Genomic DNA, 19876 nt, shown 5'->3' on the forward strand with positions numbered 1-19876 from the left:
CTCCTTATGGTCGTTCGATGCGCCGCTGCAGCAGGTTGATCAGCAGCAGCAGGACAAAGGAAACCACCAGCATCAGCACGCCGATGGAAGTGGCGCCGGTGTAATCGTACTGGTCGAGCTTGACCATGATCAGCAGCGGCAGGATCTCGGTTTTCATCGGCATGTTGCCGGCGATGAAGATCACCGAGCCGTATTCGCCGACGCCCCGGGCAAACGCCAGGGCAAAACCGGTGAGCCAGGCCGGCAGCAGCGCCGGCACCAGGATATGGCGGAACACTTGCAGCGGCTTGGCACCGAGGCAGGCGGCGGCTTCTTCGACTTCCCGCGGGATGTCGGCCAGTACCGGCTGCACCGTACGCACCACGAACGGCAGGGTGACGAAGGTCAACGCCAGGGTAATGCCGAGCGGGGTGTAGGCGATCTTGAAGCCCAGGTAGGTGGCGAACTGGCCAACCAGGCCGGTCGGCGCGTAGAGCGCGGTCAGGGCGATACCGGCGACGGCCGTGGGCAGGGCGAACGGCAGGTCGATCATCGCGTCGATGATCTTGCGCCCGGGGAAGGTGTAGCGCACCAGCACCCAGGCCAGCAGCGTGCCGATAATGCCGTTGATGATCGCGGCATACAGCGCCGTACTGAAGCTCAGCTTCAACGCCGCGAGCACCCGGGGCGCCGAGATGATGGCCCAGAACTGATCCCAGGTGAGTTGAGCGGCATGCACGAACATCGCCGCCAGTGGTATGAGCACAATCAGGCTGAGGTACACCAAGGTGTAACCCAGCGTCAGCCCGAAGCCGGGTATGACGGGGGAGATACGACGCGACATAAAAGTCCTTGGTTTACGCGCAAAGCCCGGAAACGGATCCGGGCTCATTGCTCTAGCTATTGAGCGATCCCTGAACATCTTGCAGTGCCAGGGCTCGCCGCTGAAGGTTACTGCGCCTGGTAGATCTGGTCGAACACACCACCGTCATTAAAGAATTTCGGTTGCGCAGTTTTCCAGCCGCCGAAGTCCTTGTCGATAGTCACCAGGTCGAGTTTAGGGAACTGCTGGCCATATTTGGCTGCAACCTTCTCGTCACGCGGGCGGTAGAAGTTCTTCGCCGCGATTTCCTGGCCAGCCGGGCTGTACAGATGCTTGAGGTAGGCCTCGGCGATTTCGGTGTTGCCCTTTTTCTCGGCATTTTTGTCGACCACCGCCACTGGCGGCTCGGCAAGGATGGACAGCGAAGGCACCACGATGTCGAACTTGTCGGCGCCGCCGTCTTCCTTCAGTGCCAGGAACGCTTCGTTCTCCCAGGCCAGCAGCACGTCGCCCTGACCGTTGTTGACGAAGGTAATGGTCGAGCCACGGGCACCGGTGTCGAGAACCGGCACGTGCTTGAACAGTTCGGTGATGTATTCCTGGGCCTTAGCTTCGCTGCCGCCGGCTTTCAGGCCATAGGCCCAGGCGGCGAGGAAGTTCCAGCGAGCGCCGCCGGAGGTTTTCGGGTTGGGGGTGATGACCGATACGTCTTTCTTGATCAGGTCGCCCCAGTCCTTGATGCCCTTGGGGTTGCCCTTGCGCACCAGGAACACGATGGTCGAGGTGTACGGGGTGCTGGCGTCCGGCAGGCGTTTCTGCCAATCGGCCGGCAGGGTCTTGCCGAGCTTGGCGATTTCATCGATGTCGCCGGCCAGGGCCAGGGTCACCACGTCGGCACGCAGGCCATCGATCACGGCGCGCCCCTGTTTGCCCGATCCACCGTGGGATTGCTGGATCTTGACGTTGTCGCCTGGGTGCTCTTTCTTCCAGAAGCTGACGAATTCGGCGTTGTAATCCTGATACAGCTCACGAGTCGGGTCGTAAGACACGTTCAACAACTCGTAATCCTTGGCGACTGCGGAACCGGCAAAAATGGCACTGGCGAGGGCGGCCAGCGCGTAACGGCGAATTGACGACATGATCAAGCTCCTGAAATTTTGTGTGTGTTGGCTTTTCTTATTGGCGCTTCAGGCCCGCATTCGTGACTGAACGCTCTTGATTCTGCTGGGGGTCATGGCTGACGCCCTCCGGTTGACCAGTCGGGCCTCTCTATCGGGAGAGAGGGTGACGCGGGGTTCAGCTGGGTTTGTTGCCGGGGTTTTGCAGGCGGAATTTTTCTTTGCGTTCGATCTGCACGACCTGGGCGTTATGCACGGTGATTTCCACCGCACCAAAGCGCAGGTCGCGCAAGGCGCTCTGGATCTCGCGCAAGATGGTTGCTTCGTCCTGGCCGTCAACGCTACGTAGAGATGCGCTCATGGTGCTGCTCCTGAATGGGATGTGCCTCGCAGTGGCGGCACTGCTTGTGGCGTGAGGGCAATAGTAGATAGGCGCGGATATTCTTAAAAATACTATTTAAGAATGTTTATATAACGAAAAGAAATTACCTGTGGCGACGCGGGTTTACCGTGGCCACTGCCGAACGCCGCGTTGGCCTCCCGCACCAACGCGCCCACCAGCGCCGCCTGGCGGCAGCGGCTACAGAGGTGTAGCTGCTGGCCGGGGCACCAGGGCGAGGGAGTGGGTCAGTGAATTTGAGGGGCGCAGTTCCAATCCAGCTGCACCGCCGGCACCGGCCGGCCGAACCAGTAGCCCTGGCCCAGGTCGCAACCATGGTCGAGCAGGAAACGCGCCTGCTCCTCCTGCTCGATGCCTTCGGCGTGCACCTGCATGCCCATGCTCTGGGCCAGGGCGATGATCACCCGCGAGATCGCCGCATCGTCCTCATCCCACGGCAGGCCGGCGACAAAACCCTGGTCGATCTTGAGCTTTTGCACCGGCAGGCGCTTGAGCCTCAGCAGTGACGAATAACCGGTGCCGAAGTCATCGATGGCCAAGCGCACGCCCAACTCGCGCAGGCGATGCATCTGCTCAAGGGCGACCTCCGGATCATCCATCACCGCGCTCTCAGTGACTTCCAGCTCCAGAAAGGCCGGATCCAGCCCGGTGTCGTGCAGCACCTGCGCCACCTGCTGATACAACTCGCGGCGGGCAAACAAACGGGTCGAAACGTTCACCGCGATAAACGACAGCACCACCCCGGCAGCCTGCCATTCGCACATCTGCCGACAGGCCTGCTGCATCACCCAGGCATCGATCTCGGAAATCAGCCCGGTACGCTCGGCAATCGGAATGAACTCGGCGGGCGACACCAGGCCGCGCTGGGGATGCTCCCAGCGCACCAGCGCCTCGACCCCGATCAGGCGGCTGCTTTTGAGGTCGTGCACCGGCTGGTAATACACCCGCAGCTCCTGCTGCTCCAGGGCGCGGCGCAGTTCGAAGGCGATTTCCACCCGCTGCTGGGCGTGGGCCGTCAGTTCCTCGGTGTACAGGGCATACCCGTCGCGCCCGGTACTTTTGGCCTTGAACAAGGCCGAGTCGGCATTGCGCAGCAGCTGTTCGGCGCTCAAGGCGTCGCTGGGGAACAGGCTGATGCCGATGCTGGCATTGATAAACAACTGATGATCGGCCAACTCGAAGGGCTCTTTCAGGCCGTCGATGATGCGTTGCGCCAGCGCCGCAGCCTGCCCGGGCTGCGGGCAACTTTCGGCGAGCACGGCAAACTCGTCGCCCCCCAGGCGCGCCAGGGTGATGCCCGGACCGAACATGTCCAGCAAACGCGTGGACACGGCCTTGAGCAACTGATCGCCGATGTTGTGGCCCAGGCTGTCGTTGATCATCTTGAAGTGATCCAGATCGATCATCAGCATGGCGCAGCCGCGCTTGTGGATCTGCGCCGAAGCCAGGGCCTGTTCCGCACGGTCGGTGAACAGCAGGCGGTTCGGCAGGTCGGTGAGGGGGTCGTGATGGGCCAGGTGCGCCAGTTCGTGCTCGGAATCCTTGATCGCGCTGATGTCGGAAAACACCGCGACATAATGGCTGAGCTGGCCATGGTCATCGTGGATTGCGCGGATGGTCTGCCATTGCGGGTAGATTTCGCCGCACTTGCGCCGGTTCCAGATCTCGCCGCTCCACTCGCCGGTGTTCTTCAGGGACTCGAACATCGCCTGGTAGAAGTCCGCCGAATGGTGCCCGGACTTGAACATGCTCGGCATGTGCCCCAGCACTTCATCCTGCTGATAGCCGGTAATTTCGATAAAGGCCCGATTGACGTGCACGATCAGGCCCTTGCGGTCGCTGACCAGCACCCCTTCCCGGGTGCAGTCGAACACCGCCGCCGCCTGGCGCAGGCGCTCGCGATCCTCCTGCTGGTGACGCAGCCAGGTGTCCGCACCCAACAGGCGCAGCAGGCGCGAACGAGAGAAAAAAATCAGCGCGGTGCTGATCAGCACCCAGGCGTAACCGTTGATCCGTTGCCATCGAGCGAGATCGGCCGACTCATCGAAGAAACTGCTCAATAAATGACCACTGAGCTGTAGCCACACTACAGACAGCAACAGATAGAGCAGTGCTGCACGCATCGCATCGCGATAAGAAACCGGCATAAGGTCGTCAATGTCCTTACGAAAAGCTTGGAATTATAGAGGAAGAAACATCCCGCCACTCTTATCTGAAAGGGCGACTGGTTTTCTGTGCACGCTGAGTGATAATGCGACGGCTGTTTTTTTCTTTATCGAGGTCCCTATAGCCTATGTGGTACGAAGGTTTACTTGGCTTGTCGGCCTGGCAACTGGTGGCAGTCACCCTATTGATGACCCACGTAACCATTGTCGGGGTTACAGTCTACCTGCATCGTTATTCAGCCCACCGCTCCCTTGAGCTCAACGCCGGCCTGAAACATTTCTTCCGCTTCTGGCTGTGGCTGACCACGGCCCAGAACACCCGCGAGTGGACCGCCATCCACCGCAAGCACCACGCAAAATGCGAAACCGTCGATGACCCGCACAGCCCGGTGATCAAAGGCTTGTCCACCGTATTACGTAAAGGCGCGGAACTATACCGCGCAGAAGCGGAAAATCCTGAAACCCTGCGCATTTATGGCAAAAATTGCCCGGATGACTGGATCGAGCGCAAACTTTATTCACGTTATCCGCTGCTGGGCGTGGCCTTCATGGCTGCTATCGACCTGCTGCTGTTCGGCACCGCCGGCATCACCATCTGGGCCGTGCAGATGATGTGGATCCCATTCTGGGCCGCCGGGGTCATCAACGGCCTGGGTCATGCCGTCGGCTATCGCAACTTCGAGTGCCGCGATGCCGCGACCAACCTGGTGCCCTGGGGCATCCTGATTGGCGGCGAAGAACTGCACAACAACCACCACACCTACCCCAATTCGGCCAAGCTCTCGGTGAAAAAATGGGAGTTCGACCTGGGCTGGGCCTGGATCAAGGTCTTCAGCTTCCTGCGCCTGGCCAAGGTCCAGCGGGTCGCGCCGATCGCCCACCGGGTCGAAGGCAAGGGCCACCTGGACATGGACACCGCCATGGCGATCCTCAATAACCGGTTCCAGATCATGGCCCAGTACCGCAAGTTGGTGATTGCGCCCCTGGTCAAGCAGGAGCTGGAAAAGGTCGATCATTCGGTGCGTCATCAATTCCACCGCGCCAAGCGCCTGCTGTCGCGGGAAACCAGCCTGCTGGACGACCGCCATCACCTGCGCATCCAGAACATGCTCGAACACAGCCAGGCACTGAAGGTGATCTACGAAAAACGCCTGGCCCTGCAGCAGATCTGGCTCAAGACCAGTTCCAACGGCCACGACATGCTGGCGGCGATCAAGGACTGGGTACACGAAGCCGAGGCCAGCGGGATTCAATCGCTGCGCGACTTCGCCAACCAGCTGAAAACCTACTCGCTGCGCCCCACCACGGCCTGACCCCCGGCCCTTGCCACAGCACCTGCTGTGGCAAGGCGCTCTCCTCGCGGACAGGTCGATAGCCTCCCTGGCGACCGGCTTCAACTGAAAAATCCCCCGCGTACCGCCGGGCGGGCACACGCCGCCTCGCCACACGCGGCGGGAACTTAGCTCCGTTTCCCCTATCTCAAAGACACTTCGCCATCCAGGCGGGCCGAGACCTTTTATCAATTAATTCCCACACCAAAGCGTGAGCGCCTGCTGTGGCACAAGAAATAATTGATAAGGGGCCCCACGCAGTGGCCGTGTTCGAATGTCGAGCGGCGCACGCCCTTTGAGAGTTGTGCCGATGGTCAATAAAAATCTACAAGACTCATCCCTCCCGCAATGGCCAGAAGCCGCGCAAACCCTGATGGCGTTGATTCATGCCCAAGGTGAAGTGGCGCGCCTGACCGAACGCGAACAGCTGTTCAGCTCGTTGCTGGTCAGCGTCAATGCCGTGCTGTGGGCCTTTGACTGGGAAAGCCGCCAGATGCTTTACGTCAGCCCGGCCTATGAAAGGATTTTCGGACGCTCTGCCGGCCTGTTGCTCGCCGACTTCAATGAATGGCGCGACAGCATCTACCCCGACGACCTGGAATACGCCGAGCGCAGCCTGGCCCAGGTGCTGGAAAAGGGCGCGGTGGAAGACCGCGAATACCGCATCATCGATGCCGAAGGCCAGATTCGCTGGCTCAGCGACAAGTGCTTCATCAACCGCAACCCCGAGGCCGGGCAGCGAGTGATCATTGTCGGCATTGCCGAAGACATCACCGAAAAGAAGCACCTGGAAAACGAACTGCAACGCCTGGCCACCACTGACGTCCTGACCCAGAGCAGCAACCGCCGGCACTTCTTCGAATGCGCCAACCGCGAGTTCGACCAGGCCCGCAGCCAGGGCTCGCAGATGGCCTTTCTGTTGCTGGACATCGATGACTTCAAGGTGATCAACGACACCTACGGCCATCCGGCGGGCGATATCGTCCTGCAGCACATTGCCGAAAGCGGCCGCGCGGCCCTGCGACGGGGCGACCTGTTCGGGCGCATCGGCGGCGAGGAATTTGCTGCGGTGTTTCCGGGCTGCACGCCGGATATTGCCCGGCAAGTCGCGGAACGCCTGCAACGGGAAATCCAGCGCCTGAGCTTCGAGCATGAAGGCCAGACGTTCGGCATTACCGTCAGCCAGGGCCTGAGCAACCTCAGCGACGACGATGAAAACCTCGACAGCCTGTTCGCCCGCGCCGACGCCGCCATGTACCAGGCCAAGCGTGAAGGCAAGAATCGGATTGTCTCGGGCTGATGCCCAAGCCGCCCCCGACTTGCGGTGCCTCGCGCCGATGCGTCGGGGGATTTGCTAAAGTAGCGGCCCCTTCCGCCTCCCTGTGCCCATGAACGAAAAGCAGCTACTCAAGCGCATCAACGGCAAGCAACGCGGCGGCTGCTTCCTGCAGCGTTTCCTGGCGTTCGGCTTCGGGGCGTTTCTACTGGGGATGGGCGTCATGCTCTGGTTCAGGAATGGCTTCGAACTGGCGGTGCCACTGCTGATCATCCTGTCGCTGCCGCCGCTGTACCTGGCGATTCTGGCGGCGGACGACACGGTCGATAGCTGGTTCAGCGTTCTCGAAATCTTTCGCTGAGCGCTCCAGCAGCAGACCCTGGTGCTGATCAGCCTTTGCGCAGGCGCATCAACTCCGGCAGGCCGATCTTCAGCAGGCGCGCGGTCTTGCTTTTGGCGATGTCTTCGACGCCTTCTGACGGCCGCAGACGGGCCAGTTGGGCCGCCAGGTTCATCACCAGGGCTTCACGGGAATAAACCCCGCCACCGAGCTGATAGACCGAGGCGATCAGCTCACGCAACTCAAGGGGCAGGCGCCAGCGAGTGCGCAACGCCGAACCGTAGCTGGCACCGAACTCATCCAGGGCGTCGCCGATTTCTTCCTGATCGTCCAACTCGCCGCCAGCCTGTTTCCACTCCTGCAGGCAGCGCAGCAACGCCAGGTCGCCGAGGCGATGCAACATGCCGGCGCAATAGCAGCGCTCCTGGTCCAGGTCCAGCAGGCGCGCCAGGGTCCGGCCGTATTCCGCCGTGTGCAGCGACAAATCCCAGTAACGTTCGGCGTAGTCGGCCAGGGCCGGGGAGCTCAACCGTGCACTGCGCTTGAGCGCCAGGCCCAGAATCAGGTTCATGCTTTGCCCGGTCCCCAGGCGGTGCAGGGCCTGGGACAAGGTTTGCACCGCGCTGCCGTGATGCTGCGCGGCGCTGTTGGCCGCCGCGATCAAGACTGCGGTGATTTGCGGATCAGTGCGGACCTCTTCTTCCAGCAGCTTCAGGTCCAGGCCACCGGGGTTGAGGCTGCGCTTGACCGCCAACTGCACATCGGCCAACAAGGGCGCGCCATCGGCGATCTCGCGGCGCCGCTCAAGGAAATTCCACAGGGTCATGCCCGGCGCCAGCGCCGGCACCTCGCAGGAGACTTCCTGACCGGCATCGAGCAGCAGGTCCTGCAGGCGCTGGGTCAGGCCGTCCATGTTCAGGGGTTTGGTCAGGTAGGCCGTGGGCGCCAGGGGCAGGGCTTCACGTACGCTGGCGCTGTCGCTGCGACTGCTCAGCAGGATGAACGGCAGTACCGGGTTGCGCCGGCGCTGGCGCACGCTGCGCAAAACACTCAGGCCATCGACACCGGGCAACTCCCAGTCGGCGATCACCAGGTCGTAGGCTTTTTCACTCAACAGCTGCAACGCTTCCTGGCCGTTGGCACACACATCCAGCCGAGCGTCGCAGCGCACATTCAATAAAACCTGCTTCAACAAATCACGCGACCACGGGTCTGCCTCGGCAATCAGCACACGCGGTACAGCGGGTAAATCCACAGCAGTCATGCAGCACGCTCCCAAAGCAATCCTTTGCACCTTAGTCAATGGGACGCCATCCATACAGCGTAAATACCGTCCGTCGGCCCTCAACCCATAAAAAAACCCGCCGAAGCGGGTTTTTTGTCGATCAGGTCACAACCAATCAGAGTTCCGAGAAGCACTCTTCAATGATGGCCAGGCCTTTATCCAGTTGCTCGTCCGGCGAAGTCAGGGGTACCAGAACCCGCAGCACGTTGCCGTAGGTGCCGCACGACAGCAGGATCAGACCCTTGTCGCGAGCCTTGGCCACCACCGATGCCACCGCTGCAGCGTTCGGCTTGTGGCTGTCGCCGTTTTCGAACAGCTCGACCGCGATCATCGCGCCCAGGGCACGCACTTCACCGATGACCGGGTACTTGGCCTGGATGGCTTTCAGACCGGTTACCAGACGCTCGCCCACTGCCTTGCAGCGGTCCAGCAGGTGCTCTTCCTCGAACACTTCCATGACCGCCAGGGCCGCTGCGCAAGCGATCGGGCTACCGGCGTAGGTGCCGCCCAGGCCGCCTGGAGCGATGGCGTCCATGTACTCGGCCTTGCCGCAGACACCGGCCAGCGGGAAGCCGCCAGCGATGGATTTGGCGAAGGTGGTCAGGTCGGCGGTAACGCCCATCTGTTCCATGGCGAAGAAGGTGCCGGTACGGCCAGCGCCGGTCTGCACTTCGTCGGCGATCAACAGAATGCCGTGCTTGTCGCACAGTTCACGCAGACGCTTCATAAAGGATTTAGGCGCGACGTAGAAACCGCCTTCGCCCTGCACCGGCTCGATGATGATGGCAGCGATATCACGCGGCTCGGCATCGTTCTTGAAGATGCGTTCGATGCTGGCGATGGAATCGTCATCGCTCACACCGTGCAATTCGTTCGGGAACAGCGCGCGGAACACGCCGCCTGGCATCAGGCCCATGCCGGCCGAGTAAGGCACGACCTTGCCGGTCAGGCCCAGGGTCATCATGGTGCGACCGTGGTAGGCGCCGGTGAAGGCGATCACGCCAGCGCGGCCAGTGGCGGCACGGGCGATTTTCACGGCGTTCTCGACGGCTTCGGAACCGGTGGTCACCAGCAGGGTTTTCTTGGCGAAATCACCTGGCACCTTGGCGTTGATTTTCTCGCACAGCTCCACGTAAGGCTCGTAGGCCAGGACCTGGAAGCAGGTGTGGGTCAGCTTGTTCAGCTGCTCGGTCACCGCGGCGATGATTTTCGGGTGCACGTGACCGGTGTTGAGCACGGCGATACCGCCGGCGAAATCGATGAACTCGCGACCTTCAACGTCGGTCACGGTGGCGTTCTTCGCCGACTCGGCGAAGATCGGGTGAATCTGGCCAACACCGCGTGGTACGGCAGCTTCGCGGCGTTTCATCAGGGATGCGTTGGTCTTGCTCATAGTGTCCTCATTCACCGTCTTTAAAACGGTGTGGTTCAAGGGTTGCGGGGCGGGGAAGCGCCTGCGACAGCATGCGATGATCGACTGCCGGAGCGGTCCCGGGCCACCTTGAAAAGTGCGTTTTTACAGCTGCGCAAAGGGTCAGCGCTCTCGTGCCCTTTGCGCTTGAAACCGGATCAGATACCCAGGCAGAGGTATTTGATTTCCAGGTAATCCTCGATCCCGTACTTGGAGCCCTCACGGCCCAGGCCCGAAGCCTTGATGCCGCCGAAAGGCGCGACTTCGTTGGAGATCAAACCGGTGTTGACACCGACCATGCCGTATTCCAGGGCTTCAGCCACACGGAACACACGGCCCAGGTCACGGGCGTAGAAGTAGGACGCCAGGCCGAATTCGGTGTCGTTGGACATGGCGATGACTTCGGCTTCGTCTTTGAAGCGGAACAGCGGCGCCAATGGACCGAAGGTTTCTTCCTTGGCCACGGCCGCGTTTTTCGGCACGTTGGTGAGGATGGTCGGCTCGAAGAAGTTGCCTTCCATCACCTTGCCGCCAGCCAGCAGGGTCGCGCCTTTGCTCAGGGCATCGGCGATGTGTTCCTGAACCTTGGCCACGGCCTTTTCATCGATCAGCGGACCGGTGGTGGTGCCTTCTTCCAGACCGTTGCCGATCTTCAGCTTGGCCACGGCCACTTTGAGTTTTTCGGCGAACGCGTCGTAGACCGAGTCCTGGATGTACAGGCGGTTGGCGCAGACGCAGGTCTGGCCGTTGTTGCGGTACTTGGAAATGATCGCGCCTTCGACGGCCTTATCCAGGTCCGCGTCGTCGAACACGATGAACGGCGCGTTACCGCCCAGTTCCAGGGAGACTTTCTTGATGTCCTTGGCGCATTCGGCCATCAGCTGGCGACCGATTTCGGTGGAGCCGGTGAAGGATAGCTTGCGCACGATCGGGTTGCTGGTCAGCTCGCCGCCGATGTCGCCGGCGCTGCCGGTAACCACGCTGAGTACGCCTTTCGGGATACCGGCGCGGTGCGCCAGTTCAACCAGGGCCAGGGCCGAGAATGGGGTTTGCGACGCCGGTTTGATGACCATGGTGCAACCGGCGGCCAGGGCCGGGCCGGCTTTACGGGTGATCATCGCCGCCGGGAAGTTCCACGGGGTGATGGCAGCGGTCACGCCGATCGGCTGCTTGATCACGATCAGGCGTTTGTCGGGCTGGTGGCCAGGAATCACGTCACCGTAGATGCGCTTGGCTTCTTCGGCGAACCACTCGATGAACGAGGCGGCGTAAACGATTTCGCCCTTGGCTTCGGCCAGTGGCTTGCCCTGTTCCAGGGTCATCAGGCGCGCGAGGTCGTCCTGGTTTTCGATCAGCAGCTCGTACCAGCGGCGCAGCTTGTTGGCGCGCTCCTTGGCGGTCAGTGCACGCCAGGCTGGCAGAGCGTTGTCGGCAGCTTCGATGGCGCGACGGGTTTCAGCGGCGCCCATTTTCGGCACGCTGCCGATGATTTCACCGGTGGCCGGGTTGTTCACTTTGATCGTCTGACCATTGTCCGCGTCGACCCAGGCCCCATTGATAAAGGCTTGTTGGCGGAACAATTGGGTGTCTTTGAGCTGCATGTCGGCTTCCTTAACAGCACCGCGCAGGCGCGGGGCGAATTGTGATTGTTGAAAGGCGCCAACAGGTGGCTGCCGTCAGGGAATTCAATCACCGGGTGATGACAGAAAAAGCGCACAAAAGAAACGCGCGCAGCGCAGCACCCAAGCGAGAGCGTTTGAAATCTCAAACGATCCTAGGGTCAACACGGGTAAAGGACAATAGTCCGTTCGAAAAAAAGAACGAAAACGGCGCATTTGCCGAAAATTTCAGATCAGCGTGATTCCCAGCACTGATGCCAAAATGCCCCTGCGACCCGACAAGTCCCCAGGGGCGGCAAGCCGGACGCCCGGCGCTGGAGATCCAGGCCCCTAGGATTGAAACGACTTGAGCAGCGCCAGCAGGCTCTTGAGGTCGTCGGGCGCCCCGGCCTGGGCCACTTTCTCGGTGCCTTCCGCGCCGGGTCGACCCACCAGATCATCCATCGACGTCAGCGGCTGCACAGCCGCAGTGCGAGCCGACAACTGAGCGTCGAGGTTCGTCGCTTGAAGTGGCCGTGGCACCTCCTTGCTGGCCAAGAGTGGTGCGAGGTTTGCCTCGTTCGCCTTACGCCACGCATGCGGGTCAACGCCCTGCATAATCATCTCCATCACCTGTATGGCGTTTAGCGATGGCCGGCCACTGGCCGCCAGCGCCCATCTGTACCGCTCCAACAGCTCCTGTTCATAACTCTGCAATGGGCGCTTCAGATACCTTTCGGCAACTTGCAGGAAGGCGGCCATATCATTTTCAGGGGTGTCTGCCATCGAATACTCCCTCCCAGGGTGGGGTGCAAAGAAACAAAGACTCGCAAGAATCAGGCGCCCAGCGGCACGTCGCTGCTCACGATCACCAAGGCGTCCTCTGTGGGTGCGAGCGGCGCTTCTTGGCCAGGGCCTCCAGGCATCTGCTTGAGCAACACCGCCTGGGCCGCCAGCGCCAGCTTGCTGTCGCCATCGAAGTAAGCGGCGGGCGACGGCGAGGCCAGCCCATGGGCCTGGTGGGTGGTCTGGGTCAGCACGTCAGCGGCCTGCGGATTGACCAGGGAATCGGGCATATTTCTCTCCTTGATAAAGGGACTGTGCGACAGCGCCAAGACACAATGGCAACAGCCGGTTAAAAGTCGCCCAACGACTTTAGCGCAAAGTCAAAGCGGTGATGGCTATCTGCCTTTACCGCTGGTCGTCGGCCCAATAGGTGATGAACAGCAGCGCCTGCACACCCCGCCCCCACGCCCCGCGAGCGAAACAAAAACCGGCGTGGACGCCCCGGGCGGACATGGGTATGATGTCGCCCGCACTGCATCCGTAGCTCAGCTGGATAGAGTACTGCCCTCCGAAGGCAGGGGTCGTGGGTTCGAATCCCGCCGGGTGCACCAGATACATCGAAAAAGCCCCAGGTCTTATGGCCTGGGGCTTTTTTGTGGCCAGGGAAAACCAGCGGCATACGGATAGCCGTCTTTTTACCGCTCGCTCTGCACCGCACGTGTTTGACCGAGCATCTGGGCTGCGCCAGCCATCGTTCAAGCAAAGCCTGCGCGAACAGGCCGAACCGCTTGCCGCCCCCTCTTTTCAAGCTCTGCGCTGCGCCCTCTCGCGCAGCATGTTCAAGAAAATCTCCAACTCCCGACTCAGCGGCTCGTCCTTCCTCAGCATCACCCCGAACGGGCTCAACTGCTCTTCTATCTCCAGGTCCAGGGCCGTCAGCAAACCGGTGTGCACGTGATCGCGGACCACGGTGTCGGTGAGGACCAGGATCGCGTCGGTGATTTGCACCAGTTGCAGCATGGCGAACACCGAGGTGCATTCGATGACGTCACTGGGGGAGGCGACGTCGAGGCGGGCGAAGGCGTTTTCCAGGGCGACGCGGGCGGGGCTGGTGTCGGGTTGCAGGATCCAGGGCCAGGCTTCGACCATTTCCGCGAGGTTGGGGGCGGTGACCTGGGTCAGCGGGTGGCCGGCGCGCACGACCACGGCCAGGTGTTCGTTGCCCAGGGGTTCGAAGGCGAAGCGCTGACGGTCCTGGGCGTGGGACAGGCGCGCCACGGCCACATCGATACGGCGCTGGTCCAGCAACTCGCTGAGCTGGTCGCTGGTGTCGCCCATGATCCGCAGGCGCAGCAGCGGGTGGCTGGCTTTCATCTCGGCGATGGATTGCACCACCAGGTCCGGCACCGCGCCCATGATCGCGCCCACCGACAAGTAACCGTAACCGCCGGCCTGGCGGTCGGTGAGGTCTTCGGCGCAACGCTCCAGGCCGTTGAGGGCGGCACGGGCGAAGCGCAGCAATTCTTCGCCGAGGACCGTGGCGCGCATACCCCGGGATTGGCGTTCGAACAGGGTGCAGCCGAAGGCTTCTTCGATTTCCTGGAGCATGCGCGTGGTGGCCGGTTGCGACATGTTCAAGGCTTCGGCGGCGCGGTGCAGGTTCTGGCTGTTGCCCAGGGTCACCAGCATCAGCAGGTGCTTGTAGCGCAGACGGTTGAACAGGCTGCGGGCGGTGATCGGCGTCGACATAAAGGCACCCTATTGTTGTTCTGATACCCGCAGGGTATCGCAATGCCCCAATCCCCTATTAGCTTTTGCGGGTCGGGTTTGTTATTCCGAAGCCCCCGACAATAACAATGGAGATCGCCTGTGAGCGCCCTCGCCCCCGCCGTCTATGCCGGCCCGATCATCGACTGCCACATCCACCTGTTCGATCCGCGCCGTGCCGAAGGCATCCCGTGGCCGACCCCGGCCGACAGCATTTACGCGCCTCATCTGCCCGAACATTACTGGACCCTGGCCCCGGCCCATGGCATCACCGGCGCGATCGCGGTGGAGGCCAGCCCCTGGGTCGGGGACAACCGCTGGCTGCTCGAAACCTTGCGTGGCGATCCGCGGATGCTGGGTTTCGTCGGCAACCTGGACCCGGCCCACGGCCAGTTTCGCCAGGAGCTGGAATGGCTGGAGCAGGAGCCGCTGTTTCTCGGCTTGCGCTACGGCAACCTGTGGGACCACGACCTGTTGGCGGATCAGGACCAACCCAGGTTTATCGACAACCTGCGGGCCCTCGCCGCCAGCGGGCGCAGCCTGGACAGTGCCAACCCCGACGGGCGCCTGCTGGATGGCCTGTTGAAGCTCAGCGAGCGCCTGCCGCAACTGCGGATCGTCATCGATCACCTGCCCAACGCCACGATCGAGCCCGGCGAGGAGCGAGCTTTTATGCGGCGGATCGAGGAGCTGGCGCAGCGCCCCAATGTGTTCGCCAAGCTGGCGGAGATTCCGCAGGTTCGCGAAGGGCAATTGCGGCTCGACCCGGGGTTTTACCGGGAGCGGATCGATGGCCTGTGGCAGGCATTTGGCGAGGACCGGTGTTTCTTTGGCAGCGACTGGCCGAACAGTGAGCAGGTGGCGGATTTCGACACCACCCTTGGCTTGGTGAAACGCTGCATCGCGCAGTACTCCCTGGCGGCCCAGGAGAAGTTTTTTTATCGCAATGCGGCGCAGGCGTATGGCTTGAAGCTGTAGCCGCTGCCGAGGCAGCGGCTACAGGTGGCGGGTGGCGGGTGGCGCAATCGATACCTTGAGGGCATCAGTATTAAGTTTATTTGAATTAGTCAGCATCAATCCGCCTCCGTAAGCTCCCTCCCATGCACTTCGGCACGGCCTGCTCCCCGCAGGCGCTGCCCACCCTTTACGCCCCGATAACTCCAATAAGGAAACCGGCGTGATGAACAGCCCTACATGGTCTTGCCCACATTTCGCTGCGCCGTCGCTGCAGACGCGTCCGCCTTGCCCCCACCGACTTCCACGCCGCCACGGCTGACACCTTCAGCCCGGGTCTTCGACTCGCCCGCTGTTTGCCCCTTTGCCTTGCAGGAGAGCTTTATGAGCACACCGACCATCAAGCAGGTTCGCGCCTTCACCCTCACCGGAGGCGGCGCCGACTACCACGACCAGGCGGCCGGCCACTGGATCGACGATCACATCTGCACCCCCATGGGCCGCTACCCGGAATATCGCCAGAGCCGCCAGAGCTTCGGCATCAACGTGCTCGGCACACTGGTGGTGGAGATCGAGGCCAGCGACGGCACCGTCGGTTTTGCGGTGACCACCGGCGGTGAGATCGGCGCCTTTATTGTCGAGAAGCACCTGGCGCGCTTCCTTGAAGGGGCCAAGGTCACCGACATCGAAAAAATCTGGGACCAGATGTACCACGCGACCCTCTACTACGGCCGCAAGGGCATCGTCCTCAACACCATTTCCGGGGTCGACCTGGCGCTCTGGGACTTGCTCGGCAAGATCCGTAAAGAGCCGGTGCACCAACTGCTGGGCGGGGCGGTGCGCGATGAGTTGCAGTTCTACTGCACCGGCGCCCGCCCGGACCTGGCCAAGGAGATGGGCTTTATCGGCGGCAAGATGCCCCTGCAATACGGCCCTGCCGAAGGCGAAGAGGGCCTGCGCAAGAACCTTGAGCACCTGGCCCATATGCGCGAAAAAGTCGGCGATGATTTCTGGCTGATGTTCGACTGCTGGATGAGCCTGGACCTGAACTACGCCACGCGCCTGGCCAAGGGCGCCGCCGAATTCGGCCTGAAGTGGATCGAAGAGGCTCTGCCGCCGGACGATTACTGGGGCTACGCCGCCCTGCGCAAAAACGTGCCGAGCGGCATGCTGGTCACCACCGGCGAACATGAGGCCACGCGCTGGGGCTTTCGCATGCTGCTGGAAATGGGCTGCTGCGACATCATCCAGCCGGACGTCGGCTGGTGCGGCGGGATCACCGAGCTGATCAAGATCTCGGCCCTGGCCGATGCCCACAACGCCATGGTCGTGCCCCACGGCTCGTCGGTGTACAGCTACCACTTCGTGATCACTCGCACCAACAGCCCGTTCGCCGAGTTCCTCAACATGTCGCCCAAGGCCGACCAGATCGTGCCGATGTTTTCCCCGCAACTGCTGGGCGAACCGGTGCCGGTCAACGGCCGCATGCGCGCCTCGGCATTGGACAAGCCCGGCTTCGGCGTCGAGCTCAACCCCGAGTGCGTGCTGAACCGCCCTTACCCACGCTGATCGAGGAGCCACGCCATGCAGACCCGTGCTTTTCGGATGAACCTCAACCCCGGTCAGGCGCAGGAATACCTGCGCCGCCACGATCAAATCTGGCCGGAGCTGGTGGCCTTGCTGCACGGGGCCGGGATCGAGGATTACCGAATCTTCCTCGACCCCCAGAGCCACGCCCTGTTCGCGGTGATGACCCACCAGGACGCCCACGGCCTGGACGACTTGCCCCGACACCCGGTGATGCAACGCTGGTGGCAATACATGCAAGACATCATGCCCAGCCACCCCGACGGCTCGCCGCTGAGCGTGGAGCTGCAACCGATGTTCGACCTGCCACGCCCTTGAACCGTGCCGGCGCCTCGGTGTCGGCCCTTATCGCTGATAAAAATAAGAAGGAAAGCGCAACGTGGAAATCATTTTTCTGGGAGTGATCCTGCACTTTATCGGCGGCTTCGCCTCCGGCAGTTTCTATATCCCCTACAAGAAAGTGGGTGGCTGGGCCTGGGAAAGCTACTGGATCACCGGCGGCCTGGTGTCCTGGCTGGTGGTGCCGCTGATTGCCGCGCAACTCACGGTGCCGGGCTTTGTCGAGATCCTGCGCAACGCCGACGGCGTCACCCTGTTCTGGACCTACTTTTTCGGCGTGCTCTGGGGCATCGGCGGGCTGACGTTCGGCCTGACCATGCGCTACCTCGGGCTGTCCCTGGGCATGTCGCTGATCATGGGCCTGACCTCGGCCCTGGGCGCGCTGATGCCACCGATCTACCGCGATCTGTTCACCGATGCCCAGGCCGGCACCTTCAGCGAAATGCTCGGCAACCCCGGTGGCCATTGGGTACTGATCGGCGTTCTGGTGTCGCTGCTGGGCATCGCCCTGTGCGGCCGCGCCGGGCTGGTCAAGGAGCGGGAAGTACCGGACAGCACCAAGTTCGAAAGCGTCAAAGAGTTCTCCCTGGCCAAGGGCGCCCTGGTGGCGCTGATCTCCGGGGTGCTCAGTGCCTGCTTCAGCTACGGTATCGCTGCCGGCCAACCCCTGGCCGAAGCCGCCATCGCCCACGGCGCCAACAGCCTGTTCCAGAACAACGTGACCTTTATGGTGATCATGTGGGGCGGCCTGACCACCAACGGCCTCTGGTGCCTGTGGCTGAACTACCGCAACCGCACCTTCCACAACTACACCGACCGCTCGACCCCGCTGCTGCGCAACTACCTGTTGGTGGCCACGGCCGGCACCCTGTGGTTCCTGCAGTTTTTCTTCTACGGCATGGGCGCCAGCCGCATGCACAACGACGCCAGCTCCTGGGTGTTGCACATGTCGTTCATCATCATCGTGTCCAACTTCTGGGGCCTGTACTTCCGTGAATGGCAGGGCACCAGCGCTCGAACCAAACAGGTGCTGCTACTGGGCATCGCGGTGATCCTGGCGTCCATCGCCATGGTTGGCTACGACAATTACCTGGGCTGATCCCACTTCCAAAGGAGTCTCTTTATGTTGCTCAAAGACAAGACTGTCATCATCACCGGCGCCTCCCGTGGCATCGGCCGCGCTGCGGCCCTCGAATGCGCCCGCCAAGGTGGCCGGGTGGTGGTCGCCCACAGCGGCAGCGCCCAGGGCCACGAGTCCGCCGCGTCCCTGCTCAAGGAGATCGAGGCCTTCGGCGGCCAGGCGATCCAGATCGGCAGCGACGCCGCCGACCTCGACACCGGCGAGCGCCTGGTGGATGCCGCCGTCGAGGCCTTCGGCAGTGTCGATGTGTTCGTCAACAACGCCGGCATCTGCCCCTTCCACTCCTTCCTCGACATGCCCAAGGAGGTGTACCTGAAGACGGTGAACACCAACCTCAATGGCGCCTACTTCGCAGTGCAGGCCGCAGCCAACCAGATGAAACGCCAGGGCAGCGGCGGCGCGATCATCGCCGTCAGCTCCATCAGCGCCCTGGTGGGCGGCGGCATGCAAACCCACTACACGCCGACCAAGGCCGGCCTGCATTCGCTGATGCAGTCCTGCGCCATTGCCCTGGGGCCCTATGGCATTCGCTGCAACTCGGTGCTGCCGGGGTCGATCGCCACCGACATCAACAAGGACGACTTCGCCGATCCGGAAAAACGCGAGTACATGGTCAAGCGCACGCCCCTGGGCCGCCTCGGCGAACCCCATGACATCGCTGGGCCGATCGTATTTCTCGCGTCCGACATGGCCCGCTACGTCACCGGCGCCGCCCTGTTGGTGGACGGCGGTCTGTTCGTCAACCTGCAATAACCCAGGAGCCTCGCCATGCAGATGCCCCCTAACCGCTTCAAGGCTGCCCTGGCCGGCAGTACCACCCAATACGGCTTGTGGGCCGGTTTTGCCACCGGCTACGCCGCGGAAATCGCCGCCAGCACCGGCTACGACTGGCTGCTGATCGATGGCGAACACGCGCCCAACACCGTGCCCAGCATCCTCGCCCAGCTCCAGGCAGTGGCGCCCTACGCCAGCGCGCCGGTGGTACGGGCGGTCAATGGCGACAGCAGCCTGATCAAGCAACTGCTGGATATCGGTGTACAGAGCCTGATGGTGCCCATGGTCGAAACCGCCGAGCAGGCGCGGCAACTGGTGCGCGCCATGCGTTATCCGCCCCACGGCATTCGCGGCGTCGGTGGCGGCCTGGCCCGGGCAACGCGCTGGGACGGGGTGCCCGACTACCTGGCCACGGCCCATGAAGAGCTGTGCCTGATCGTCCAGGTGGAATCGAAACTGGGGGTGGAAAACGTCGCCGATATCGCCGCCGTCGAAGGCGTGCACGCGGTGTTTGTCGGCCCGGCGGACCTGTCTTCAGGTCTGGGCTTTCCTGGCAACCCCGGACACCCCGAGGTGCAGGCGCAGATCCGCACCGCCATCGATGCCACCCTGGCCGCCGGCAAGATCGCCGGGATCCTCGCGCCCTTTGAAGAGGACGCCCGCCGCTATCGCGAATGGGGTTGCCAGTTCATTGCCGTGGGCATCGATATCAGCCTGTTCCGCCAGGCCGCGCTGAACAATCTGGCGCGCTATCGCGAGCCGGACGGCGCCCCGGCGACAGGCCCCTCCCGCACTTACTGAG

19 protein-coding genes and 1 tRNA gene are annotated in these 19876 nt (G+C 62.3%); 10 read left to right on the forward strand and 10 right to left on the reverse strand.

The genetic code is table 11. The annotated features are described in order from the left end of the window. Positions 1–4: 4 nt before the first annotated feature. From cysT to dibA, 4 genes are all read right to left on the reverse strand, one after another. Positions 5–823, reverse strand: coding sequence for a sulfate ABC transporter permease subunit CysT (gene cysT / locus AC19YX_RS12415; protein WP_020296983.1), 819 nt, complete (start codon positions 821–823; stop codon positions 5–7). A gap of 107 nt (positions 824–930) precedes the next feature. Continuing rightward, positions 931–1941 (reverse strand): sulfate ABC transporter substrate-binding protein, encoded by a 1011-nt coding sequence (locus AC19YX_RS12420; protein ID WP_020296984.1) that lies wholly within the window; start codon positions 1939–1941, stop codon positions 931–933. A gap of 157 nt (positions 1942–2098) precedes the next feature. After that, positions 2099–2281: a sulfur starvation response protein OscA gene (oscA, locus tag AC19YX_RS12425; protein WP_007941032.1), complete on the reverse strand. Its 183-nt coding sequence runs from the start codon at positions 2279–2281 to the stop codon at positions 2099–2101. 266 nt (positions 2282–2547) lie between these two features. After that, the gene (gene dibA, locus AC19YX_RS12430) at positions 2548–4467 is read right to left on the reverse strand and encodes a phosphodiesterase DibA (protein WP_078469216.1); all 1920 of its coding nucleotides are present in this window, start codon (positions 4465–4467) and stop codon (positions 2548–2550) included. A 146-nt stretch (positions 4468–4613) separates the two neighbouring features. Between dibA and desA the strand changes: the two genes are divergently transcribed. The 3 genes from desA to AC19YX_RS12445 all read left to right on the forward strand — a co-directional run bounded on the left by desA (position 4614) and on the right by AC19YX_RS12445 (position 7453). Then, positions 4614–5798 (forward strand): delta-9 fatty acid desaturase DesA, encoded by a 1185-nt coding sequence (desA, locus tag AC19YX_RS12435; protein ID WP_020296986.1) that lies wholly within the window; start codon positions 4614–4616, stop codon positions 5796–5798. Positions 5799–6126: 328 nt separating this feature from the next. Next, the gene (locus tag AC19YX_RS12440; RefSeq protein ID WP_078469215.1) at positions 6127–7116 is read left to right on the forward strand and encodes a GGDEF domain-containing protein; all 990 of its coding nucleotides are present in this window, start codon (positions 6127–6129) and stop codon (positions 7114–7116) included. A gap of 88 nt (positions 7117–7204) precedes the next feature. Next, positions 7205–7453 (forward strand): hypothetical protein, encoded by a 249-nt coding sequence (locus AC19YX_RS12445; RefSeq protein ID WP_078469214.1) that lies wholly within the window; start codon positions 7205–7207, stop codon positions 7451–7453. A 28-nt stretch (positions 7454–7481) separates the two neighbouring features. Here AC19YX_RS12445 and AC19YX_RS12450 read toward each other — a convergent pair whose 3' ends face one another. The 5 genes from AC19YX_RS12450 to AC19YX_RS12470 all read right to left on the reverse strand — a co-directional run bounded on the left by AC19YX_RS12450 (position 7482) and on the right by AC19YX_RS12470 (position 12802). Further along, positions 7482–8696, reverse strand: coding sequence for an HDOD domain-containing protein (locus tag AC19YX_RS12450; protein WP_421549343.1), 1215 nt, complete (start codon positions 8694–8696; stop codon positions 7482–7484). Between the two features lie 136 nt (positions 8697–8832). Then, positions 8833–10110, reverse strand: a complete 1278-nt coding sequence (gabT, locus tag AC19YX_RS12455; protein ID WP_020296990.1) for a 4-aminobutyrate--2-oxoglutarate transaminase — start codon at positions 10108–10110, stop codon at positions 8833–8835. 176 nt (positions 10111–10286) lie between these two features. Further along, positions 10287–11729 (reverse strand): NADP-dependent succinate-semialdehyde dehydrogenase, encoded by a 1443-nt coding sequence (gene gabD, locus AC19YX_RS12460; RefSeq protein ID WP_500606342.1) that lies wholly within the window; start codon positions 11727–11729, stop codon positions 10287–10289. A 348-nt stretch (positions 11730–12077) separates the two neighbouring features. After that, a complete protein-coding gene (locus tag AC19YX_RS12465) occupies positions 12078–12512 on the reverse strand; it encodes a hypothetical protein (protein WP_500606343.1) in 435 nt (144 codons plus the stop codon). A gap of 50 nt (positions 12513–12562) precedes the next feature. Then, entirely contained in the window at positions 12563–12802 is a 240-nt protein-coding gene (locus AC19YX_RS12470) for a hypothetical protein (protein ID WP_500606344.1), read from the reverse strand. 244 nt (positions 12803–13046) lie between these two features. On the opposite strand from AC19YX_RS12470, the gene AC19YX_RS12475 reads away from it, so the two are divergent. Beyond that, positions 13047–13123, forward strand: a tRNA-Arg gene (locus AC19YX_RS12475). Positions 13124–13316: 193 nt separating this feature from the next. Here the strand turns inward: AC19YX_RS12475 and AC19YX_RS12480 are convergent. After that, positions 13317–14261 (reverse strand): LysR family transcriptional regulator, encoded by a 945-nt coding sequence (locus tag AC19YX_RS12480; RefSeq protein WP_500606345.1) that lies wholly within the window; start codon positions 14259–14261, stop codon positions 13317–13319. A gap of 120 nt (positions 14262–14381) precedes the next feature. Between AC19YX_RS12480 and AC19YX_RS12485 the strand changes: the two genes are divergently transcribed. The 6 genes from AC19YX_RS12485 (at position 14382) to AC19YX_RS12510 (ending at position 19875) form a co-directional block, all read left to right on the forward strand. Beyond that, positions 14382–15257, forward strand: coding sequence for an amidohydrolase family protein (locus tag AC19YX_RS12485; RefSeq protein ID WP_500606346.1), 876 nt, complete (start codon positions 14382–14384; stop codon positions 15255–15257). A gap of 360 nt (positions 15258–15617) precedes the next feature. Beyond that, the gene (gene rhmD / locus AC19YX_RS12490) at positions 15618–16802 is read left to right on the forward strand and encodes an L-rhamnonate dehydratase (RefSeq protein WP_500606347.1); all 1185 of its coding nucleotides are present in this window, start codon (positions 15618–15620) and stop codon (positions 16800–16802) included. Positions 16803–16817: 15 nt separating this feature from the next. After that, a complete protein-coding gene (rhaM, locus tag AC19YX_RS12495) occupies positions 16818–17138 on the forward strand; it encodes an L-rhamnose mutarotase (RefSeq protein ID WP_201128879.1) in 321 nt (106 codons plus the stop codon). Between the two features lie 61 nt (positions 17139–17199). Beyond that, on the forward strand, positions 17200–18258 hold the full coding sequence (gene rhaT, locus AC19YX_RS12500; protein ID WP_500606348.1) for an L-rhamnose/proton symporter RhaT: 1059 nt from the start codon (positions 17200–17202) through the stop codon (positions 18256–18258). A 24-nt stretch (positions 18259–18282) separates the two neighbouring features. After that, positions 18283–19053 (forward strand): L-rhamnose 1-dehydrogenase Lra1, encoded by a 771-nt coding sequence (gene lra1 / locus AC19YX_RS12505; RefSeq protein WP_078469206.1) that lies wholly within the window; start codon positions 18283–18285, stop codon positions 19051–19053. Positions 19054–19068: 15 nt separating this feature from the next. Continuing rightward, a complete protein-coding gene (locus tag AC19YX_RS12510; protein ID WP_078469205.1) occupies positions 19069–19875 on the forward strand; it encodes an HpcH/HpaI aldolase family protein in 807 nt (268 codons plus the stop codon). Position 19876 lies beyond the last annotated feature (1 nt).

This window comes from Pseudomonas sp. MF09150, assembly GCF_059862355.1.

Excerpts from the sequence above, each read along its gene's own strand:
- cysT (WP_020296983.1), bottom strand. The coding sequence starts at position 823 with ATGTCGCGTCGTATCTCCCCCGTCATACCCGGCTTCGGGCTGACGCTG.
- AC19YX_RS12420 (WP_020296984.1), bottom strand. The coding sequence starts at position 1,941 with ATGTCGTCAATTCGCCGTTACGCGCTGGCCGCCCTCGCCAGTGCCATT.
- oscA (WP_007941032.1), bottom strand. The coding sequence starts at position 2,281 with ATGAGCGCATCTCTACGTAGCGTTGACGGCCAGGACGAAGCAACCATC.
- dibA (WP_078469216.1), bottom strand. The coding sequence starts at position 4,467 with ATGCCGGTTTCTTATCGCGATGCGATGCGTGCAGCACTGCTCTATCTG.
- desA (WP_020296986.1), top strand. The coding sequence starts at position 4,614 with ATGTGGTACGAAGGTTTACTTGGCTTGTCGGCCTGGCAACTGGTGGCA.
- AC19YX_RS12440 (WP_078469215.1), top strand. The coding sequence starts at position 6,127 with ATGGTCAATAAAAATCTACAAGACTCATCCCTCCCGCAATGGCCAGAA.
- AC19YX_RS12445 (WP_078469214.1), top strand. The coding sequence starts at position 7,205 with ATGAACGAAAAGCAGCTACTCAAGCGCATCAACGGCAAGCAACGCGGC.
- AC19YX_RS12450 (WP_421549343.1), bottom strand. The coding sequence starts at position 8,696 with ATGACTGCTGTGGATTTACCCGCTGTACCGCGTGTGCTGATTGCCGAG.
- gabT (WP_020296990.1), bottom strand. The coding sequence starts at position 10,110 with ATGAGCAAGACCAACGCATCCCTGATGAAACGCCGCGAAGCTGCCGTA.
- gabD (WP_500606342.1), bottom strand. The coding sequence starts at position 11,729 with ATGCAGCTCAAAGACACCCAATTGTTCCGCCAACAAGCCTTTATCAAT.
- AC19YX_RS12465 (WP_500606343.1), bottom strand. The coding sequence starts at position 12,512 with ATGGCAGACACCCCTGAAAATGATATGGCCGCCTTCCTGCAAGTTGCC.
- AC19YX_RS12470 (WP_500606344.1), bottom strand. The coding sequence starts at position 12,802 with ATGCCCGATTCCCTGGTCAATCCGCAGGCCGCTGACGTGCTGACCCAG.
- AC19YX_RS12480 (WP_500606345.1), bottom strand. The coding sequence starts at position 14,261 with ATGTCGACGCCGATCACCGCCCGCAGCCTGTTCAACCGTCTGCGCTAC.
- rhmD (WP_500606347.1), top strand. The coding sequence starts at position 15,618 with ATGAGCACACCGACCATCAAGCAGGTTCGCGCCTTCACCCTCACCGGA.
- rhaM (WP_201128879.1), top strand. The coding sequence starts at position 16,818 with ATGCAGACCCGTGCTTTTCGGATGAACCTCAACCCCGGTCAGGCGCAG.
- lra1 (WP_078469206.1), top strand. The coding sequence starts at position 18,283 with ATGTTGCTCAAAGACAAGACTGTCATCATCACCGGCGCCTCCCGTGGC.
- AC19YX_RS12510 (WP_078469205.1), top strand. The coding sequence starts at position 19,069 with ATGCAGATGCCCCCTAACCGCTTCAAGGCTGCCCTGGCCGGCAGTACC.